The 17,146-nt window shown below is 67.7% G+C and carries 18 protein-coding genes and 1 tRNA gene; 8 read left to right on the top strand and 11 right to left on the bottom strand.

Annotation, left to right across the window (positions count from 1 at the left end; translation table 11 throughout):
- Window positions 1-92 precede the first annotated feature (92 nt).
- On the top strand, window positions 93-899 hold the full coding sequence (locus tag AB4Y91_RS14040; protein ID WP_441419048.1) for a carbon-nitrogen hydrolase family protein: 807 nt from the start codon (window positions 93-95) through the stop codon (window positions 897-899).
- A gap of 66 nt (window positions 900-965) precedes the next feature.
- Here the strand turns inward: AB4Y91_RS14040 and rlmB are convergent, their stop codons facing one another.
- The 6 genes from rlmB to AB4Y91_RS14010 form a co-directional block, all read right to left on the bottom strand.
- Complete coding sequence (gene rlmB, locus AB4Y91_RS14035) at window positions 966-1,952, bottom strand: 23S rRNA (guanosine(2251)-2'-O)-methyltransferase RlmB (RefSeq protein WP_441419047.1); 987 nt, start codon at window positions 1,950-1,952, stop codon at window positions 966-968.
- Window positions 1,953-2,076: 124 nt separating this feature from the next.
- Window positions 2,077-3,546: a cysteine--tRNA ligase gene (gene cysS / locus AB4Y91_RS14030; RefSeq protein ID WP_441419046.1), complete on the bottom strand. Its 1,470-nt coding sequence runs from the start codon at window positions 3,544-3,546 to the stop codon at window positions 2,077-2,079.
- Window positions 3,547-3,586: 40 nt separating this feature from the next.
- The gene (locus AB4Y91_RS14025; RefSeq protein WP_441419045.1) at window positions 3,587-3,940 is read right to left on the bottom strand and encodes a hypothetical protein; all 354 of its coding nucleotides are present in this window, start codon (window positions 3,938-3,940) and stop codon (window positions 3,587-3,589) included.
- Between the two features lie 75 nt (window positions 3,941-4,015).
- Window positions 4,016-4,531 (bottom strand): 2-C-methyl-D-erythritol 2,4-cyclodiphosphate synthase, encoded by a 516-nt coding sequence (gene ispF / locus AB4Y91_RS14020; protein WP_441419044.1) that lies wholly within the window; start codon window positions 4,529-4,531, stop codon window positions 4,016-4,018.
- 2 nt (window positions 4,532-4,533) lie between these two features.
- The gene (gene ispD / locus AB4Y91_RS14015; protein WP_441419043.1) at window positions 4,534-5,352 is read right to left on the bottom strand and encodes a 2-C-methyl-D-erythritol 4-phosphate cytidylyltransferase; all 819 of its coding nucleotides are present in this window, start codon (window positions 5,350-5,352) and stop codon (window positions 4,534-4,536) included.
- A 160-nt stretch (window positions 5,353-5,512) separates the two neighbouring features.
- Complete coding sequence (locus AB4Y91_RS14010; protein WP_026266570.1) at window positions 5,513-5,995, bottom strand: CarD family transcriptional regulator; 483 nt, start codon at window positions 5,993-5,995, stop codon at window positions 5,513-5,515.
- Window positions 5,996-6,379: 384 nt separating this feature from the next.
- Between AB4Y91_RS14010 and AB4Y91_RS14005 the strand changes: the two genes are divergently transcribed.
- Window positions 6,380-6,961 (top strand): hypothetical protein, encoded by a 582-nt coding sequence (locus AB4Y91_RS14005; RefSeq protein WP_441419064.1) that lies wholly within the window; start codon window positions 6,380-6,382, stop codon window positions 6,959-6,961.
- Between the two features lie 103 nt (window positions 6,962-7,064).
- On the opposite strand, the gene AB4Y91_RS14000 is transcribed toward AB4Y91_RS14005, so the two are convergent.
- A complete protein-coding gene (locus tag AB4Y91_RS14000) occupies window positions 7,065-7,745 on the bottom strand; it encodes a response regulator transcription factor (RefSeq protein ID WP_175324033.1) in 681 nt (226 codons plus the stop codon).
- Complete coding sequence (locus AB4Y91_RS13995) at window positions 7,742-8,956, bottom strand: sensor histidine kinase (RefSeq protein ID WP_441419063.1); 1,215 nt, start codon at window positions 8,954-8,956, stop codon at window positions 7,742-7,744. The genes AB4Y91_RS14000 and AB4Y91_RS13995 overlap by 4 nt, the downstream gene beginning before the upstream one ends.
- 206 nt (window positions 8,957-9,162) lie before the next feature.
- Between AB4Y91_RS13995 and phoU the strand changes: the two genes are divergently transcribed.
- Window positions 9,163-9,825, top strand: a complete 663-nt coding sequence (phoU, locus tag AB4Y91_RS13990; RefSeq protein WP_441419042.1) for a phosphate signaling complex protein PhoU — start codon at window positions 9,163-9,165, stop codon at window positions 9,823-9,825.
- Between the two features lie 93 nt (window positions 9,826-9,918).
- Here the strand turns inward: phoU and AB4Y91_RS13985 are convergent, their stop codons facing one another.
- The gene (locus tag AB4Y91_RS13985) at window positions 9,919-10,665 is read right to left on the bottom strand and encodes a phosphoglyceromutase (RefSeq protein WP_175324031.1); all 747 of its coding nucleotides are present in this window, start codon (window positions 10,663-10,665) and stop codon (window positions 9,919-9,921) included.
- Window positions 10,666-10,807: 142 nt separating this feature from the next.
- Between AB4Y91_RS13985 and AB4Y91_RS13980 the strand changes: the two genes are divergently transcribed.
- Window positions 10,808-11,683 (top strand): class I SAM-dependent methyltransferase, encoded by an 876-nt coding sequence (locus tag AB4Y91_RS13980; RefSeq protein ID WP_441419041.1) that lies wholly within the window; start codon window positions 10,808-10,810, stop codon window positions 11,681-11,683.
- Here the strand turns inward: AB4Y91_RS13980 and AB4Y91_RS13975 are convergent.
- Window positions 11,668-12,021 (bottom strand): DUF2516 family protein, encoded by a 354-nt coding sequence (locus tag AB4Y91_RS13975; RefSeq protein WP_441419040.1) that lies wholly within the window; start codon window positions 12,019-12,021, stop codon window positions 11,668-11,670. The two genes, AB4Y91_RS13980 and AB4Y91_RS13975, sit on opposite strands and share 16 nt — an antisense overlap.
- A gap of 9 nt (window positions 12,022-12,030) precedes the next feature.
- Window positions 12,031-13,227, bottom strand: coding sequence for a trans-sulfuration enzyme family protein (locus AB4Y91_RS13970; RefSeq protein ID WP_441419039.1), 1,197 nt, complete (start codon window positions 13,225-13,227; stop codon window positions 12,031-12,033).
- Between the two features lie 89 nt (window positions 13,228-13,316).
- On the opposite strand from AB4Y91_RS13970, the gene tmk reads away from it, so the two are divergent.
- The 4 genes from tmk (at window position 13,317) to AB4Y91_RS13950 (ending at window position 16,945) form a co-directional block, all read left to right on the top strand.
- A complete protein-coding gene (gene tmk / locus AB4Y91_RS13965; RefSeq protein WP_441419038.1) occupies window positions 13,317-13,985 on the top strand; it encodes a dTMP kinase in 669 nt (222 codons plus the stop codon).
- Entirely contained in the window at window positions 13,982-15,124 is a 1,143-nt protein-coding gene (locus tag AB4Y91_RS13960; protein ID WP_441419037.1) for a DNA polymerase III subunit delta', read from the top strand. Before tmk ends, AB4Y91_RS13960 begins: the two co-directional genes overlap by 4 nt.
- 61 nt (window positions 15,125-15,185) lie before the next feature.
- Window positions 15,186-16,769 (top strand): alpha/beta hydrolase, encoded by a 1,584-nt coding sequence (locus AB4Y91_RS13955; protein ID WP_441419036.1) that lies wholly within the window; start codon window positions 15,186-15,188, stop codon window positions 16,767-16,769.
- A gap of 103 nt (window positions 16,770-16,872) precedes the next feature.
- Window positions 16,873-16,945, top strand: a tRNA-Thr gene (locus AB4Y91_RS13950).
- Window positions 16,946-17,146 lie beyond the last annotated feature (201 nt).

Raw genomic sequence — 17,146 nt, 5'->3', positions numbered from 1 at the left:
TAACAAATGACCCTGGTTTTCGCGGCGGGACGTCAAAGACCGTTCACAAAGCGACCCGCATACTGGGAGTAGGCGCCGAACTGGAGGTAATTGTGCGAATAGCACTGGCTCAAATCATCACCGGCCGCGAAACGGAACGGAACCTGGACCTCGTGCGGGACTACGCCCGCCGGGCCAAGGCTGGCGGGGCGGAACTGGTGGTCTTTCCCGAAGCGACGATGCGCGCCTTCGGCAACTCCCTGCTGGACGTCGCCGAACCCCTGGAGGGGCCGTGGGCCGCAGAGGTCCGCGGCATCGCGGCCGAGCTCGGCATCGTAATCGTGGCCGGCATGTTCACCCCCGGATCGTCTGCCGCCGGCACCCGCAAGGTCCGCAACACACTCCTGGTCACCGGCCCGGGCGTAGACGCCAGCTACGACAAGATCCACCTTTACGACGCCTTCGGCTTCGCCGAGTCGGACACTGTGGACGGCGGCACCCGACCCGTCACCTTCGACGCCGGCGGCATCACCTTTGGCCTGGCCACCTGCTACGACGTGCGGTTCCCGGACCTGTTCACGGAGAACGCGGAGCGCGGGGCGCAGGTCAACATTGTTTGCGCCTCCTGGGGTGCCGGGCCGGGCAAGGTCGAGCAGTGGAAGCTGTTGTCCCGGGCCCGCGCCGCGGACTCAACGACGTTCGTCCTGGCGTGCGGCCAGGGCGACCCGGCCAGCGTTGGCACCGAGCCCGCCGGGTCCGCCCCCACCGGCGTCGGGCACTCGGCCGTCGTCTCGCCCTTCGGGGAGGTCCTCCAGGAGCTCGACGGCGCCCCCGGCCTGCTCTTCGCCGACCTGGACCCCGCCGTCGTCGAGGACGCCCGCGCCAAGCTCCCGGTCCTCGCCAACCGCCACAAGTTCTAGCAACGCGGGGTCACTTCTGGCCCATCCGGGGCACCCCGATGGGCCAGAAGTGACCCCGCGTTTTACTTACTTGGCGGCGCGCTGGCGGGAGATCTCGTAGAGCGAGATGCCGACGGCCATCGAGGCGTTGAGCGATTCCATGGCGGAGTCGATCGGGATGGAGACGATCTGGTCGCAGTTTTCGCGGACCAGGCGGCTCAAGCCCTTGCCTTCGGACCCGACGACGATGCAGACCGGCTCGGTGGCCAGGGCAAGGTCCGGCAGCGAGACGTCGCCGTCGCCGTCCAGGCCCAGCACGTAGATGCCCATGTTCTTGAAGGCCTTGAGCGTGCTGTTCAGGTTGGCGGCGCGGGCCACCGGGACGCGGACGGCGGCGCCGGCGCTGGTCTTCCAGGCCGAGGCGGTGACGCCGACGGAGCGGCGTTCCGGCACAATGACGCCGTGGCCGCTGAAGGCCGAGACCGAGCGGATGATCGCGCCCAGGTTGCGGGGGTCGGTGATGCCGTCGAGGGCGACGAAGAGCGGCGCGTTGGCGACGTGGCCCTTCTTCCAGCTCTCAAGGGTCTCTTCGGCCAGCTCGTAGGCGTCCTGGTATTCGTACGGCGGGATCTGCAGCACGAGGCCCTGGTGGATGGCGTCGTCCGTCATCCGGTCCAGTTCGGGCTTGCCGGTCTCCAGCAGCGGAATGCCGCGTTCGGCCGCGAGCTTGAGCGATTCCTTGACGCGGTCATCCATTTCGATCCGGATGGCGACGTGCAGGGCCTTGGCGGGGATGCCGGCGCGGAGGGCTTCGACGACGGAGTTGCGTCCGGTGACGACTTCCTCGGTGGCGCGTCCCTTCGGGCCCGAGCGGGCGCCGGGGTTGCGGGTGCCCGTGCCGCGCTTGGCTGCGGAGCGTTCCGCGAGCTGCTTGCTCTTGTGGGCCTTGTGGTAGGGACGGTCCTCCGCCTTGGGAGTGGGGCCCTTACCCTCGAGGGCTTTACGGCCGTGACCGCCGGTCCCGACGGTGGGGCCCTTCTTCATTTTGACCGAGCGGCGACCGTTGTTGGCCATGAGTTTCACCCTTTTAACTACGCGATTCGTTGATAAGTCTGAACTCCAGTCTACTGACTCGCGTTAAATCCTCGACCGGGGGCTCCTCCGGCGGCCCGCTTCGACCCGCCGGGCGGGGACGGGTTCAGCCGCGCTTGAGGCTCCAGCTGGCGCCGTCCGCGCCGTCCTCGACAACGACGCCGGCCGCCGCGAGGGTGTCCCGGATGGCGTCCGAGGCGGCCCAGTCCTTGCCGGCGCGGGCCTGGGCGCGGGCCGCGAGCTGGGCCTCGACCAGGACCCCGAGGGCAGTGTTGGCCTGCTCGTCGACTGCCGGGGCTGCCGTGTCGTTGAGACCAAGGACACGCGTCATGTCCGTGACACTGGCCAGTGCCTGCCGGGCGTCGTCCAGCTCGCCGGCGGTGAGCGCCGTGTTGCCAGCCCGGACGGTGTCGTGCAGGACGGCGAGGGCCTGGGGGACGTTGAGGTCATCATCCATCGCCGCGGCAAAGGCGTCCGGGACGACGCCGTAGCTGAAGGAGCCGAAACTGGCCGGGGCCCCGCCGTCGGCGCCGCCAAGGGTCCGGACGGCGCGGCTGATGAAGCCGTCGATCCGCTCCATCGCGGCGGCGGCCTCGCTCAATGAGGTGGGCTGGTAGTCCAGCACCGAGCGGTACTGCGCCTGGCCGAGGTAGTACCGGACCACCCGCGGCGAGGCGAGTTCCAGCATGTCGGCCGGGCTGACCGTGTTGCCGATGGACTTGGACATCTTTTCGCCGGCGTAGGTGACCATGCCGTTGTGCATCCAGAAGTTCGCGAAGCCGTGGCCCGCGGCCTGGGACTGGGCCATCTCGTTTTCGTGGTGCGGGAAGCGCAGGTCCAGCCCGCCGCCGTGGATGTCGAACTCGGTGCCGAGGTACTTGGTGACCATTGCGGAGCACTCCAGATGCCAGCCCGGCCGTCCGGCGCCCCACGGCGAAGCCCAGGCCGCCGTCGCCGGCTCGCCTTCCTTGTGGCCCTTCCAGAGCGCGAAGTCGCGCGGATCCCGCTTCCCCCGGGGGTCGGCGTCGGGAGCTCCCTGCATGTCATCGAGCTTCTGCCGGGTCAATGACCCGTACTTTGCCCAGGAGCGCACATCGAAATACACGTCGCCGGAATCGTCGAGCGCCGGGTAGGCGTGTCCGCGGTCGATCAGCTGCTGGATCAGGGCGTGCATCTCGGGGATGTGGCCGGTGGCGCGCGGCTCGTAGGTGGGACGGGAGACGCCCAGGGTGTCGTAGGCCTTGAGGAATTCCTGCTCGTACCGGTAGGCCAAGGCCCACCATTCCTCCTCGCGGACAGCGCCCGGCTCGCCCTCGAATTCAGGGGCAAACGATTCGGCCGACTTCGCCAGGATCTTGTCGTCAATGTCGGTAACGTTGCGGACCACCGTGACCCGGAACCCGCGGTACTGCAGCCAGCGGGTGAGCTGGTCAAAGGCGATCGCGGAACGGATGTGCCCAACGTGCGGCATGCCCTGCACCGTGGCACCGCAGTAGTACAGGCTCACATTGCCGGGAACCAGGGGGACGAAGTCGCGGACTTCGGCGGAAGCAGTGTCGTAAAAGCGCAGGGTCACCGCTCCAGATTAGCCGATGCCCGGGAACCGGCCCGGCGGGCTACTTGCAGTGCACGCCGATCTGGTCCATCTGTTGCCGCAGCTGCGTCAGCTGCTCGGAGGTCTGCCTGCCGGTGGGGCTGGCTCCAACCTGCTTCATGATGTCGGCCATCTTCTGGATCGGTTCGGAGACTTCCGGGGCCACCTTGTCCGCGACCTCCTGGTAGTGCTGGCCGATCTGGGTGGCCTTTTCCTTGTCGCTCCCCTTGGGCACGAAGGTGTCGGTGGTGAGGAACTTGCAGCTTTCCTCAACGCTCATCCGGGGCCTGGTGGTAGCGGGCGGCGTCGCGGCGCCGGCGCACCCGGACAGCAGCGTTCCGGCTAGAAGGGCGACGACGGGAAGCAGCTTTTTCACGGGAGGTCTCCTGAGAGGTGCGGAGGGGTTGTCCCTTAAGCGTAGGCCCGATTGCCCCGCCCGGCCCGGCCGTCCTCAGACGGCCGGGTAGACCAGGGCAGTGGCTGTGGCGGCGATCCCTTCGCCGCGGCCGGTGAAGCCAAGGCCGTCGCTGGTAGTGGCCGACACACTCACAGGCGCGTCGGCGGCCTCACTGAGGACTCGCTGGGATTCCTCCCGCCGGGGACCGAACTTGGGCTTGTTCGCCACGAACTGCACGGCAATGTTGCCGATCTCAAAGCCGCCGGCGCGGACGATCCGGGCCGCCTCGGCCAGCAACGTCACGCCGGAGGCGCCGGCGTATTCGGGCCGGTCAGTACCGAAGTGCGTGCCGAGGTCCCCGATCCCGCAGGCGGAGAACAGCGCGTCCGCGGCGGCATGGGCCACGGGGTCTCCGTCGGAATGGCCGGCCAGGCCCCGTTCGCCCTCCCAGAGCAGGCCGCCGAGCCAGAGCGGCTGTGGCGCGTCCTCGGGGGCGTAGGCGTGGACGTCGATGCCGATCCCGGTCCGCGGGATCGGCACTCCGGGCTGCTGCGGCCGGTTCCCGTCCATCCTTAGCCCTCCACCCAGCGCGCGCCCAGGGGACCTTCGAGGAGGCCCTCGGCGAGGATCAGGTCCAGCGGCGTGGTGATCTTCAGCGACTGGCTGGCGCCCCGCACGGCGTACACGGGGACGCCGAGCAGTTCCACCAGCATCGCATCGTCCGTGACGGCAGCGGCTTGGGCCGCGTCGAATCCAGCGGCTGCTTCGTGAGCGCCCAGCAGGGTGGCCAGGTCGAAGCCCTGCGGCGTCTGGACAGCGCGCAGCATTTCCCGGGGGGCGGTGCCGGTGACCACTTCAGGGGCGACGTCGGTGTCGTCGCCGAAGGTTGGGTCCACCGTCTTGATGGTGTCGACGACCGGGATCACGGGGATGACGGCGACGGCGCCGGCGGTGAGGGCGGCGGCCACGCGGTGGAAGACGGCTTCCGGGGTGAGCGCCCGGGCGGCATCGTGGACGAGGACGGACTGCGTGCCCGGCGAGAGCGCGGACAGTGCGGCGCGCACGGACTCGGCGCGGCTGGCCCCGCCGTCGACAATGGTCACGTCGGGGAGCTGCACGGCTGCTCCAGGCGCGGCGGTGCGGCGGTGTTCGGCATGCAGTTCCGCGCTGAAGGTTTCGCACTGGGCCCGCAGTTCAGTGTCCCCCGGCGGGATCGCGACGCAGATCTGCCGGGCGATGCCGGCCGCGGCGACGCCCCGCAGGGCGTGCATGAGGATGCTGTCACCGCCCAGCGGCACCTTGGCCTTCGGCATGCCGTAGCCCAGGCGCTGGCCGGATCCGGCGGCGACGAGGATGACCGCTGTGACGTGAGCTGTCGATGCAGTGTTCATGCGGACAAGACTACGTCCCGGCGCCGCGCCCCAAGCCCAACTAGCTGGCAGTTGTTGTCGTTTTCAGGGCCCAAAAGGACAACAACTGCGAGTCAGTTGGGCCGGTTTTGGGCAAAAAGAAGCCCCGGCGGCCGTAACGCCACCGGGGTTCGATTCTTAGTTAGGAAGCCAGGACTTCATCGAGAACGCTTGCGGCCTTCTCTTCATCAGTCTTCTCAGCCAGTGCCAGTTCTGAGATCAGAATCTGGCGGGCCTTGGCCAGCATGCGCTTCTCCCCTGCGGAGAGACCCCGGTCGTGGTCACGGCGCCACAGGTCGCGGACGACCTCTGCCACCTTGATGACGTCACCGGAAGCAAGCTTCTCCAGGTTTGCCTTGTAACGACGCGACCAGTTGGTGGGCTCTTCAGTGAACTCGGCCCGCAGCACGTCGAATACGTGCTCCAAGCCTTCCTTGCCCACTACGTCCCGGACCCCAACAAGGTCAACGTTTTCTGCTGGAACTTCAATGGTCAGATCACCCTGAGCCACCTTGAGCTTGAGATACATCTTCTCTTCGCCCTTGACAGTGCGCATCTTGATTTCTTCAATTTTGGCTGCACCGTGGTGAGGGTAAACTACTGTCTCGCCGACCTCAAAAACCATGTGGACATTCCCCTTTCCCGCAGACCAGTTTATCACGATTAAGGCATACAACTGCCATGGATCGTGCCCCGAAACCGCGTAAATCCGCGGAAAATGGCCCGAATCGGCTCCTTAAAACCCTTGACGGATGCGGATAATAGTGCATTGGGCACCCGCTGCCAAGAGCCTCACGGTTCGACGCCGGACGGCCCCTGGGCGGGGCGGCAGCCGGTTCCACAGCCGGACCGGCAGCCGGACCGGCAGCCGGACCGGCAGCCGGTCCCGCTCCCCTGCGGGCGCCTTTGTGTACTCCCCCGAATCCGCGTTTGCGCTCCATTGCGGATAGGCTATGGCTGAATAATGTTTCAAGACTCTCAAGGAGTGCGTGACGTGCGTTTCACTGCGATGACCCGGGGCCGGCGCGGCAAGCTGGCAATGGCAACGGCTGCACTTGGCATTGGCCTGCTGTCGGTGACCGGCTGCGGCTATATCAATGCCCAGCAGACCACTGAGCAGTACTCGGCGTCGGACGGGACCCGGACCGACCTCGGACCGCTCCAGCTCCGCAACATGATGATCATCTCCGACGACGAGGACAAGCCGGGCCGCGTCATCGGTGCCGTGTACAACACCTCCGCCAATGATGTGAAGCTGACCATCAACGGTGCCGGCGGATCCCAGACCCAGGTTCCGGTCAAGAAGAACTCCTACGTCCTGCTCAACGATTCCGCCGACCCGGCGATCCTGAGCACCTCCGGAGGCAAGCCCGGCTCCCTGGTCGAGGTCACGATCCGCGAAGACGGCACCAACTTGGACGCCAAGTTCAAGATGCCCGTCCTGGACGCCACGATCACGGACTACAAGAAGTACCTGCCCACCGCCGAGCCCACCAGCTCCAGCACCGCCTCGGGTACGGCCACGCCGTCGCCGTCGTCGACTCCGTCGGAAACCCCCACGGAGACTCCGTCGGCCACTCCGACTCCGTAGCACTCCAGTACGCAAAAGGAGGGGCACCCGCACCGGGTGCCCCTCCTTTTGCGTTCCTGTGGCTTGCGTTCCGCAGCCCTGACGGCGCCCGGGCGCCTGGCGCCTAGGGTTCGAACTTGTAGCCCAGCCCGCGGACCGTGATCAGGTACCGCGGGGCCGAGGGGTCCGGTTCGATCTTGCTGCGCAACCGCTTGATGTGCACGTCCAGGGTCTTGGTGTCGCCGACATAGTCAGAGCCCCAGACCCGGTCGATGAGCTGTCCGCGGGTGAGAACCCGGCCGGAGTTGCGCAGCAGCATCTCGAGCAGCTCGAATTCCTTGAGCGGCAGTGACACCTGTTCGCCATTCACGCTGACCACGTGCCGCTCGATGTCCATCCGCACCGGCCCGGCCTGGACGGTGCTGGAGACCAGTTCCTCGGGCTCGCCGTGGCGGCGCAGCACGGCCCGGACCCGGGCCACCAGCTCCCGGGAAGAATAGGGCTTCGTGACGTAGTCGTCGGCACCCAGTTCAAGGCCCACCACTTTGTCGATCTCAGCGTCTTTGGCTGTCAGCATGATCACCGGCACGGAGGATCGTTGGCGCAGCTGGCGGCAAACCTCGGTCCCGGACTGGCCGGGCAGCTGCAGGTCCAAGAGGACCAGGTCGGCGCCGTTGCGGTCGAACTCAGTGATGGCGTCGAGTCCGTTGTCCACGACCTCCACCTCGAATCCTTCCTTGCCCAGCAGGTAGGAGAGGGGGTCGCTGAACGATTCCTCGTCCTCAACAATAAGAATCCGGCTCAAGCGCTAGCTCCTTGTTCATGGACGCCGGCGGCGTCGCGTCGGTCGTGTCGTGCATTTGGCGCGGATCGGCGGGGATCCGCGGCGGGGTCGTCCTGTCCCTCCATCTCCGGGAGGCGGATGGTGAAGGTGGAACCCTGCCCGGGCTGGGACCAGAGCGTCACCTCCCCGCCGTGGTTGGCCATCACATGCTTGACGATGCTCAGGCCAAGGCCGGTGCCGCCGGTGTGGCGGGAGCGGGCGGAGTCCACGCGGTAGAAGCGTTCAAAGACGCGTTCCTGGTCCTCGGGGCTGAGTCCCTCGCCCTGGTCAGTCACGGAGACGGCTACCAGGCCGTCCCGGGCGCGCACGCCGACGCCCACCCGGGTGTTCTCCGGCGAGTATCGGATCGCGTTGTCGATCAGGTTGCGCAGCGCGGTCACGAGCAGGTCCTGGTCGCCGTAGACCATCGCGTCGGTCCGGCCGCCGACCACGATCTCGATGTTCTTGCTTTCGGCGGGAAGCTGGGACCGGTCCACGGCCTCGGCGACCACCTTGTTGATGTCCACGGGGTGGGCCTGCTGGGCCACGTTCGCCCCCTGCAGCCGGGAAAGTTCGATGATGTCCTGCACGAGGGCGGCCAGCCGGGTGGATTCCTTGTGCATGCGCTTGGCAAACCGGCGGACGGCCTCCTCGTCATCGGGCGAGGCTTCCAACGCTTCGGCCAGCAGCGAGATGGCGCCGACGGGGGTCTTCAGCTCGTGCGAGACGTTGGCGACGAAGTCGTTGCGGATCTCTTCGGTGCGGGTGATCTCGGTGCGGTCGTCCGCGAGCAGCAGGATATATTCCTCGCCGAGCATGGCTGCGCGGACCTGCACCACTATGGTTCCCTGGCCCAGCGGGCCGCGCGGCAGCTCCAGCTGTTTCTCGAGGATCACACCGTCGCGCCGGACCTTGCCGGTCATTTCGAGCAACTGCTGGTGCACCACGGTATGCCCCCGCACCAGGCCGTAGGCGTAGGCGGCCGGGCTGGCGCGCACAACGCCGTCGATCGCGTCTACCACCACGAAGGCGCGCCCCACGACGGCCAGCACCTCGGCGGCGCCCTCCGGGAGCGAGGGATCGCCGGTCTCGACGTCGCTGATTTTGCGCTGCTGCTCACTGATCCGGAAGGCGAGCACGCCAAATATACCGAGCGACAGGCCGACCAGGCCCGCGATCACACCGATGAGCATTGGATCCACGGCTCCAGCTTATGCGCTGCGGCCCGCCGGAAATCGAAAACTTGTGCGATTGCGGCGCTGGTTCAGCTAACGTTCACCTATTGAGGCGTAACAGTTCACCGGAGGCTGGAAGGGTGGCAGGTTGAACGCCGCTACGGTGAAACGAAACGGCCGGGCGCCGAGGTGCCCGGCAATGTTTCCGAGGAAAGGACGCACCCGTGCGTAAGGTTTTTCAGGAAGAGCTCGCCCAGGTCGGTGAGCAGCTCGTCGAAATTTCGAAGCTCGTCAGCGAGGCCTTTGAGAAGGCCACAACAGCCTTCGAGGGCGCCGACATCGACCTCGCCGAGGACGTCATCGCGGCCGACGCCCGGATCGATTTCCTGCAGAACAGCCTCGACGAGCGTGCCATCGACATCCTCGCCCTGCAAGGCCCGGTGGCCAGCGACCTGCGCATGATCGTGGGTTCGCTCCGGATGAGCGCCTCGCTGGAGCGGATGGGCGACCTCGCCCGGCACATCGCCCAGCTCGCCCGGCTCCGCTACCCGGCGAACGTGGTCCCGCAGCAGCTGCAGGAGACTTTCAAGAGCTTCGCCAAGCACGACCTGGAGATCGCGCAGAAGCTCACCGTGCTGCTGGAGACCCGCGACCTCGAGGTGGCCCGTGACATCCTCAAGGCCAACAGCGCCGTCAACGACCTGCACCTGAGCGTCTTCAAGGCGATCGCGCGCAGCGACTGGGCGGAATCCGCGGCCACCACCGTGGACGTCGCCCTGGCCAGCCGCTACTTCGAGCGCTTCGCGGACCACGGCGTTTCCGTCGCGCAGAAGGTCACCTACCTGGTCACCGGCGCGTGGCACCCGAACAGCATCGAGCACAGCTGACGGCCCAGCCGTCCCCAAAGCAGCGGGTACGACGGCGGCCGGTCACCTTGGAGGTGACCGGCCGCCGTCGTCGTATCCGGGGTGCGAAAGGCGTTACTTCTTGCCCTGGTTTGCCACTGCCTTGATGGATTCGGCGGCGGCTTCGGGGTCGAGGTAGGTGCCGCCCGGATTCAGCGGCTTGAAGTTCTCGTCCAGTTCGTAGACGAGCGGGATGCCGGTGGGGATGTTCAGCCCGGCGATGTCCTCGTCGCTGATGCCGTCAAGGTGCTTGACCAGCGCGCGCAGGGAGTTGCCGTGGGCGGTGACCAGCACGGTCTTGCCGGCCTTGAGGTCTTCCTTGATGTCCGATTCCCAGTAGGGCAGCAGCCGGACCAAGACGTCCTTGAGGCATTCGGTCCGCGGCACCGCGTCGCCGAGATCCTTGTAGCGCGGATCCCCCACCTGGGAGAACTCCGAGTCGTCCGCGAGAGGCGGCGGCGGGGTGTCGTAGGAACGGCGCCAGGTCATGAACTGCTCCTCGCCGTATTCGGCCAGGGTCTGGGCCTTGTCCTTGCCCTGCAGCGCGCCGTAGTGGCGCTCGTTGAGGCGCCAGTCGCGCTTGACGTCGATCCAGCCGCGGTCCGCCTTCTCCAGCGCGAGGTTTGCGGTGTTGATGGCCCGCTTCAGGCGCGAGGTGTAGAGGATGTCCGGGAGGATGTTGTTCTCCACCAGCAGCTCGCCGCCGCGTACCGCCTCGGCACGGCCCTGGTCGTTCAGGTCGACGTCCACCCAGCCGGTGAACAGGTTCTTGGCGTTCCATTCGCTGTGGCCGTGGCGCAGCAGAATCAGCTTGTAAGTCATGCTTTTCATCCTAGCCGAGCGGTCCCGGGCCGTGCCGAGCGTTACACCCACGGCTGCTACCGCGACGCGGGGTCAGCTACGGCCCATCCCCGGGCCCGGCATGGACCGTATCTGACCCCGCGTTGGACGATAGGGTTGGCGTGTGGTGCAGAAAGCTGAGCGGGTGGTGTCACCCGGGACCCGGGGCGGGACGGGTGGCAGCACCCGGTCTGGCCGGCCCGTGGGCAACGTGACCCGCGGAACCACCAACCCGAACCGGATGCGGCGGGTCGACCGCTGGCTCACCGGGCCGCAGGCCTGGCGTTTGCGCGGCGCGAAGGATCCGCTCGTCGTCGACCTCGGCTACGGCGCGTCCCCGGCCACCGCCGTCGAACTCTTTGAACGCCTCTCCGCCATCCGCGCCGACGTGCGCGTAGTCGGAATTGAGATTGAGCCGGAGCGGGTCCGGCAGGCCAGGGCGCTGGAGCGTCCCGGGCTCAGCTTCCAGCTGGGCGGCTTCGAACTCCCGGTTCCGGGCCGACCGGTGCTGGTGCGGGCCTTCAATGTCCTGCGGCAGTACGAGGAGGCGGATGTGCCCGCCATCTGGCGGCTGGTGCAGGACCGGCTGGCCCCCGGCGGCCTGCTCATCGACGGCACTTGTGACGAGATCGGACGCCGGGTTACCTGGGTGGCGCTCGACGACGTGCGGCCGCTGAGCCTGGGGCTGTCCATGCGCTTCGGCGGCTTCGAGCTGCCCTCGGATATCGCCGAACGGCTGCCGAAAGCGCTTATCCACCGGAACGTGCCCGGCGAGAAAATCCATTCCTACCTGCAGGCGCTGGACAAGGCCTGGCTTGAGGCGGCGCCGCTGGCCTCGTTTGGGAACCGGCAGCGCTGGACGGCAATGTGCCGTGCACTGCGCGACGGCGGCTGGCCAGTGCAGGACGGCCCGGCGCGGTGGCGCCTGGGTGAGCTGACCGTGGACTGGGAAGCCGTGGCGCCTGACGGACTACAGCAGGCAGGTCACCAGGGGCCGTAGGGCCCCATGTTGCGGCTGCCGCCGCGGCCGGCATCCTTCACCGCGGGACGGACATCGGCGAGGTAGACGGATGCGGCCGTCACGGCCGCGAGGCCGAAGAGCCCCAGCGGGCCGAAGAACCCGCCGCCGCCGCCGACAATGGACAGCAGGCCGATGAAGAGGGCACCCCCGGTCAGGGCGAGCCAGAACGTCTTGGTCCGCTTGGACACCGCCTCGAAGGCGTTGGCCTTGTGCCGCAGGCAATCGAAGAACGCCCACACCTCAAGCCCCAGGGCCACGAGCGCCAGCAGGAAGTAGATCCCTCTATCGGCAATTTCAATCAGCGTTCTTCCGTCCATGCCCCCAGCCTAGCCGTCCAGTGTTGCCAAAGCCTGCTGCAAATCGGCCCACAGGTCCTCGACGTTTTCAATTCCGACACTCAGCCGGACCAGGTTCTCCGGTACGCTCTCCGGTTCCGCCGTGTGCCGGCGGCGGCGCTCGATCAGGGATTCCACCCCGCCCAGCGAGGTGGCCGGCAGCCACAACTGCAGGGCCCGGATCATCCGGTCGGCCGCCTCCGCGCCGCTGAACCCGCCGTCGGGGCCGTCCCCCGGGGCCATTTCGATGCACAGCACGGAACCGAAGCCCTTCATCTGCGCCTTGGCCCGTTCGTGGCCGGGGTCCGAGGGCAGGCCCGGGTACCGGATGCTGCCGACCTGCGGGTGCCGGCTCAGCCGCTCCGCGAGCACCGCCGCGGAGGCCTGCGAGCGCTCAATCCGCAGGGCCAGGGTGCGCAGCCCCCGCAGCGCCAGCCATGCCTCGAACGGCCCGGCGATGCCGCCGTGGATGGTTCGGTGGTGCAGCAGCCTGGCGTGGAGCTCGGCGTCGGAGGTCACGAGGGCGCCCAGCACGACGTCGGAATGGCCGGAGAGGTACTTGGTGACCGAGTGCAGGACGACGTCGGAGCCGAGGCTGAGCGGCTGCTGCACGAGCGGGGTGGAGAAGGTGTTGTCGGTAACGACGAGGGCGCCGGCCGCGTGCGCTGCAGCGGTGAGCGCACGGATGTCCGCGACGCCGAGCATCGGGTTGGTGGGGCTCTCCAGCCACAGCATGCTGGCAGGCGTTCCGCCGGCGGGCGCCAGCTGTTCCAGCACGGCGTCGGTGTCCGCAATGTCCACGGTGCGCAGCTCCAGCGCACCCTTCTGCGCCAGTTCCGTCGCCATCACGAGCGAACCGGCGTAACTGTGGGACGGCATTACCAGCACCCCCTGCGCCGGAACCAGGGACAGCGCGGAACTTACGGCGGCGAGGCCGGAGGCGTACAGCAGGCCCGGCAGCGTGGCGCCTTCCAGCTGCGCCAGGGCCTGTTCGAAGGGGTCCCAGCTGGGGTTGGAATACCGGCCGTAGCCGCGGTCGCCGGGGCCCAAGGGACCGGTGCCGAAATAGGTCGAGGACAGCACGATCGGCGGGTTGACCGGGGCGTCGCGTTCGCGCGGAGGACGGCCTGCGGCCACCACCACGGTTTCGGCCGAGAGCGAGGCTGCCTGTTCTTCGGAGAGACTCATGGTGACAGGGTACTTCGGAGCCGCGCCGGGCCCGTAAGGCGTTACGCGCTGGCCGCCATGGTGTCGGTGATTGTCGGTAGGCTAGAGCAGTGACTACCCAGACTCCCGGACCCTTCCCCGGACTGTTCATTGCCTTTGAGGGCGGCGACGGTGCCGGCAAGTCCACCCAGGCCGCGGAGCTCGCCGGAGCACTCGAGTCCCGCGGGCTGACGGTGCTGCGGACGCGGGAACCGGGCGGCACGCCGATCGGCGAGAAGCTTCGGTCCCTGGTGCTGGATCATGGCCACGGGCACATCGACGCCCACACCGAGGCCCTGATCTTTGCAGCGTCCCGCGCCGCGCACGCCGCGCAGGTCATCCGTCCGGCGCTGGAGCGGGGCGAGGTGGTCCTCACCGACCGGTACATCGACTCCTCGGTCGCCTACCAGGGCGCGGGCCGGCACCTCGGCACGGACGCGGTGCGTGAGATCAATGACTGGGCCACCTCCGGCCTGCAGCCGGACCTGACGGTGTTGCTTGACGTCGACCCTGCCGACGGGCGCCGGCGCCGGACCGCCGGCGACGCCGCGGAAGACCGGCTCGAATCCGAGGCCGACGACTTCCACGCCAGGATCCGCGCCGCTTTCCTGGCGCTGGCGGCGGCTCGGCCGGAAAAATACCTGGTTCTCGCGGCGCACCTGCCCGTGTCGGAGCTGGCTGCCCGGATCCTCGAACGGGTCGAGACGCTGCTCTCGCTCCGTCAAAGCAGCTCGGCATGAGCGTCTGGGACGACCTCCAGGGCCAGCCGGCCGTCGTCGCCCAACTGCGCCAGGCCGCGGAGGGCGACGGTCTCACGCACGCCTGGCTGTTCACCGGCCCGCCGGGATCCGGCCGGTCCAACGCCGCGAAGGCCTTTGCCGCGGCACTGAACTGCGACCAGGAAGACATCACGAAGCGCGGCTGCGGCGAATGCCCTGCGTGCCAGACCATCGTTGGCGAGACGCACTCCGATGTCACGTTCGTGCGCACCGAGAAGGTCACCATCACGATCGACGAGGCCCGCGAACTGGTCTCGACCGCGGGCAACCGTCCCTCCTCCGCCCGCTGGCGCATCATCGTCGTCGAAGACGCGGACCGGATGGCGGAGCGCACCACCAACGTGCTGCTCAAGGCCGTCGAGGAGCCCACCCCGCGCACCATCTGGATGCTGTGCGCGCCGTCACCCGCGGATGTGCTCGTGACCATCCGGTCCCGTTGCCGCCCGGTGGCGCTGCGGCTCCCGCCGGCGGCCGACGTTGCGGCCCTCCTGGTCAAGCGCGACGGCGTCGAACCGGAGGTTGCCGAACGCGCCGCCCGCGCCGCGCAAAGCCACGTGGGAATCGCCCGCAGGCTGGCGAGGGACCCGGAGGCCCGCGAACGCCGGCTGGAGACCGTGCGGTTCCCGCTGCACCTGCGGGGCATCACCGCGGCCGTGATGATGGCGGACAAGCTCGTCAAGATCGCCACGGAGGAAGCCAACAGCTCCAACGACGAGCGCGACGCCGCCGAAAAGGCGGCGCTGCTCGCCACGCTGGGGGCACCCGAAAGCGGGCCGCTCCCGCCGGCCATGCGCGGGCAGGTCAAGCAGCTCGAGGACGACCAGAAGCGGCGTGCCAAGCGCTCCGTCACCGACTCGCTTGACCGTACCCTGACCGACCTGCTGTCCTTTTACCGGGATGTGCTGATCATCCAGATGGGGAACGCCGTGGAACTGGTCAACGTTGAGCTGAGGAGCGAGCTGCAGGAATTCGCCGGACGCTCAACGGCCGAGGTGACGCTTGCCCGGATGGATGCCATCAACAAGGCCCGCAAACGGATCACGACGACCAATGTGGCCCCGCTGCTGGCCATCGAGTCCATGGCCGCCAGCCTGATCTGACCCGTCAGCAACGCTCCACCCGCTTCGATCCGCCCAGTTCCACATCCCCAAGGAGAACAGCATGACGTCAGCACCACCACCCCCGGCAGGCAGCCGAACCTTGGGGCTCGGGGTGCGGGCTGCCGGCGCCTTGGCGCTGGGCCTGGTGCTGTCCCTGGTGCTGTCTTCCTGCACGCTTTTCGGCTCCGGCGACGGCGGCCCAAAGAGCTCCTCCGCAACGGCCGACCCTTCGATCGCCGCAGCCGCCCCGGCCGAGCTGCGGAGCTTCTACTCCCAGCAGCTCAAATGGTCGGCCTGCGAGGGGGACTTCCAGTGCGCCAAGGTCAAGGTTCCGCTGGACTACAGCAAGCCCGACGGCGACACGATCGAACTTGCCGTCATCAAACTTGCATCGAAGGGCGGCAACAAGAAGGGCAGCCTGCTGGTTAACCCGGGCGGTCCCGGCGGTTCCGGCTACGACTTCGTCAGGGACGCCGGCTCTACGAACATTTCCGAGAAGGTGCGCTCGAATTACGACGTCGTCGGCTTCGATCCGCGCGGGGTGAAGCGCTCCGCTCCGGTCACCTGCCTCACCGACCGGGAACGCGACGCCAACCGCGCCAAGATCTACAAGCTGGACACCGACGCAGGACTGGCCGAAGCCTTCGCGGACAACAAAGCCATCGCCGCCAAGTGTGCCGAGAAGACCGGGCCGGTCCTGGGCCACGTCGACACCGTCAGCGCCGCCAAGGACCTCGACGTCCTCCGCGGCGTCCTGAACGACACCAAGCTGAACTACCTGGGCTACTCGTACGGCACCTTCCTCGGCTCGACCTACGCCTCGCTTTTCCCGGACAACGTGGGCCGGATGGTCCTGGACGGCGCCCTGGACCCCTCCCTGAGCAATGAGGAGCTGACCGCAGGCCAGGCGAAGGCTTTCGAGAAGGCCATCCACGCCTATGCGACCAGTTGCCTCCAAAACAGCGGCTGCCCGTTGAGCGGAACCCCGGACGAGGCCGTCCGGCAGATCCAGGACCTCATCGCGGCCGTGGAAGCCAACCCGCAGCCCGCCAAGGACGGCCGGCTGGTCAACGCGTCCATGTTCGTCAGCGGCTTCATCCTGCCGTTCTACAACGACGACAACTGGCCCGTGCTGACCCAGGCCCTGGACAGCGCGATGAAGGGCGATCTGTCCCCGATGCTCCGGCTGTCCGACTTCGGCGCGGACCGCGAGCCGAACGGCACCTACTCGGCAAACTCCGCGTTCGCCTTCAATGCCATCAACTGCCTCGACTACTCGATGGAAACCGGCACGGCGGCGATGCGGACCGAGGAGAAGCGGCTCCGCCAACTCTCCCCCACTCTGGGCTACTACTTTGCGTACGGCGGCACGAGCTGCAAGGACTGGCCCTACAAGAGCCTCCGCACCCCGGCTCCGGCCCAGTACAAGGGCACGGCCGACATCCTGGTCGTGGGCACCACCGGCGACCCCGCCACACCGTACGAATGGGCCGTCGCCCTGCGCAAGCAACTGGGCACCGCCTCGCTGCTGACCTGGAAGGGCGAGGGCCACACCGCCTACGGCCGTTCCAACAGCTGCGTTGAGAAGGCCGTGGACGGGTACCTCGTGGACGGCAAGACACCGGCGGACAACACCGTCTGCTGACCGGTCCACGGCACCCTCGCGGCTCATTTTGACCCGGGCGCGGGGACTCCATTACAGTTGTCTCTTGCATGATCCGCCCGGTTCGCCGGGGTTTCACGCGGTTGCTTCCTTAGCTCAGTCGGTAGAGCGTCTCACTCGTAATGAGAAGGTCATCAGTTCGATTCTGATAGGAAGCTCGGAAGTTCGAAGCAAAGAACCCCTGGAAATCATTGATTTCCAGGGGTTCTTTGCTGTCCGCCCACGCGGTCCGGCCCGGGATGCGGGTCCGGGTCCGGGTCCGGGGGGACTTCGACACGGGCACGCCGGGCACGTAGCGGCCGGCGTGCCCGCGTTTGGTCCAATAGTGCCCGGGGCTGCGGCCGCGGCATGCACGGCCC

The organism is Arthrobacter sp. YAF16 (genome assembly GCF_052113385.1).
Classification (GTDB): Bacteria; Actinomycetota; Actinomycetes; order Actinomycetales; family Micrococcaceae; genus Arthrobacter.
The sequence above is the reverse complement of the archived record's forward strand: the minus strand, read 5'-3'. Positions and strand labels throughout refer to the sequence as shown.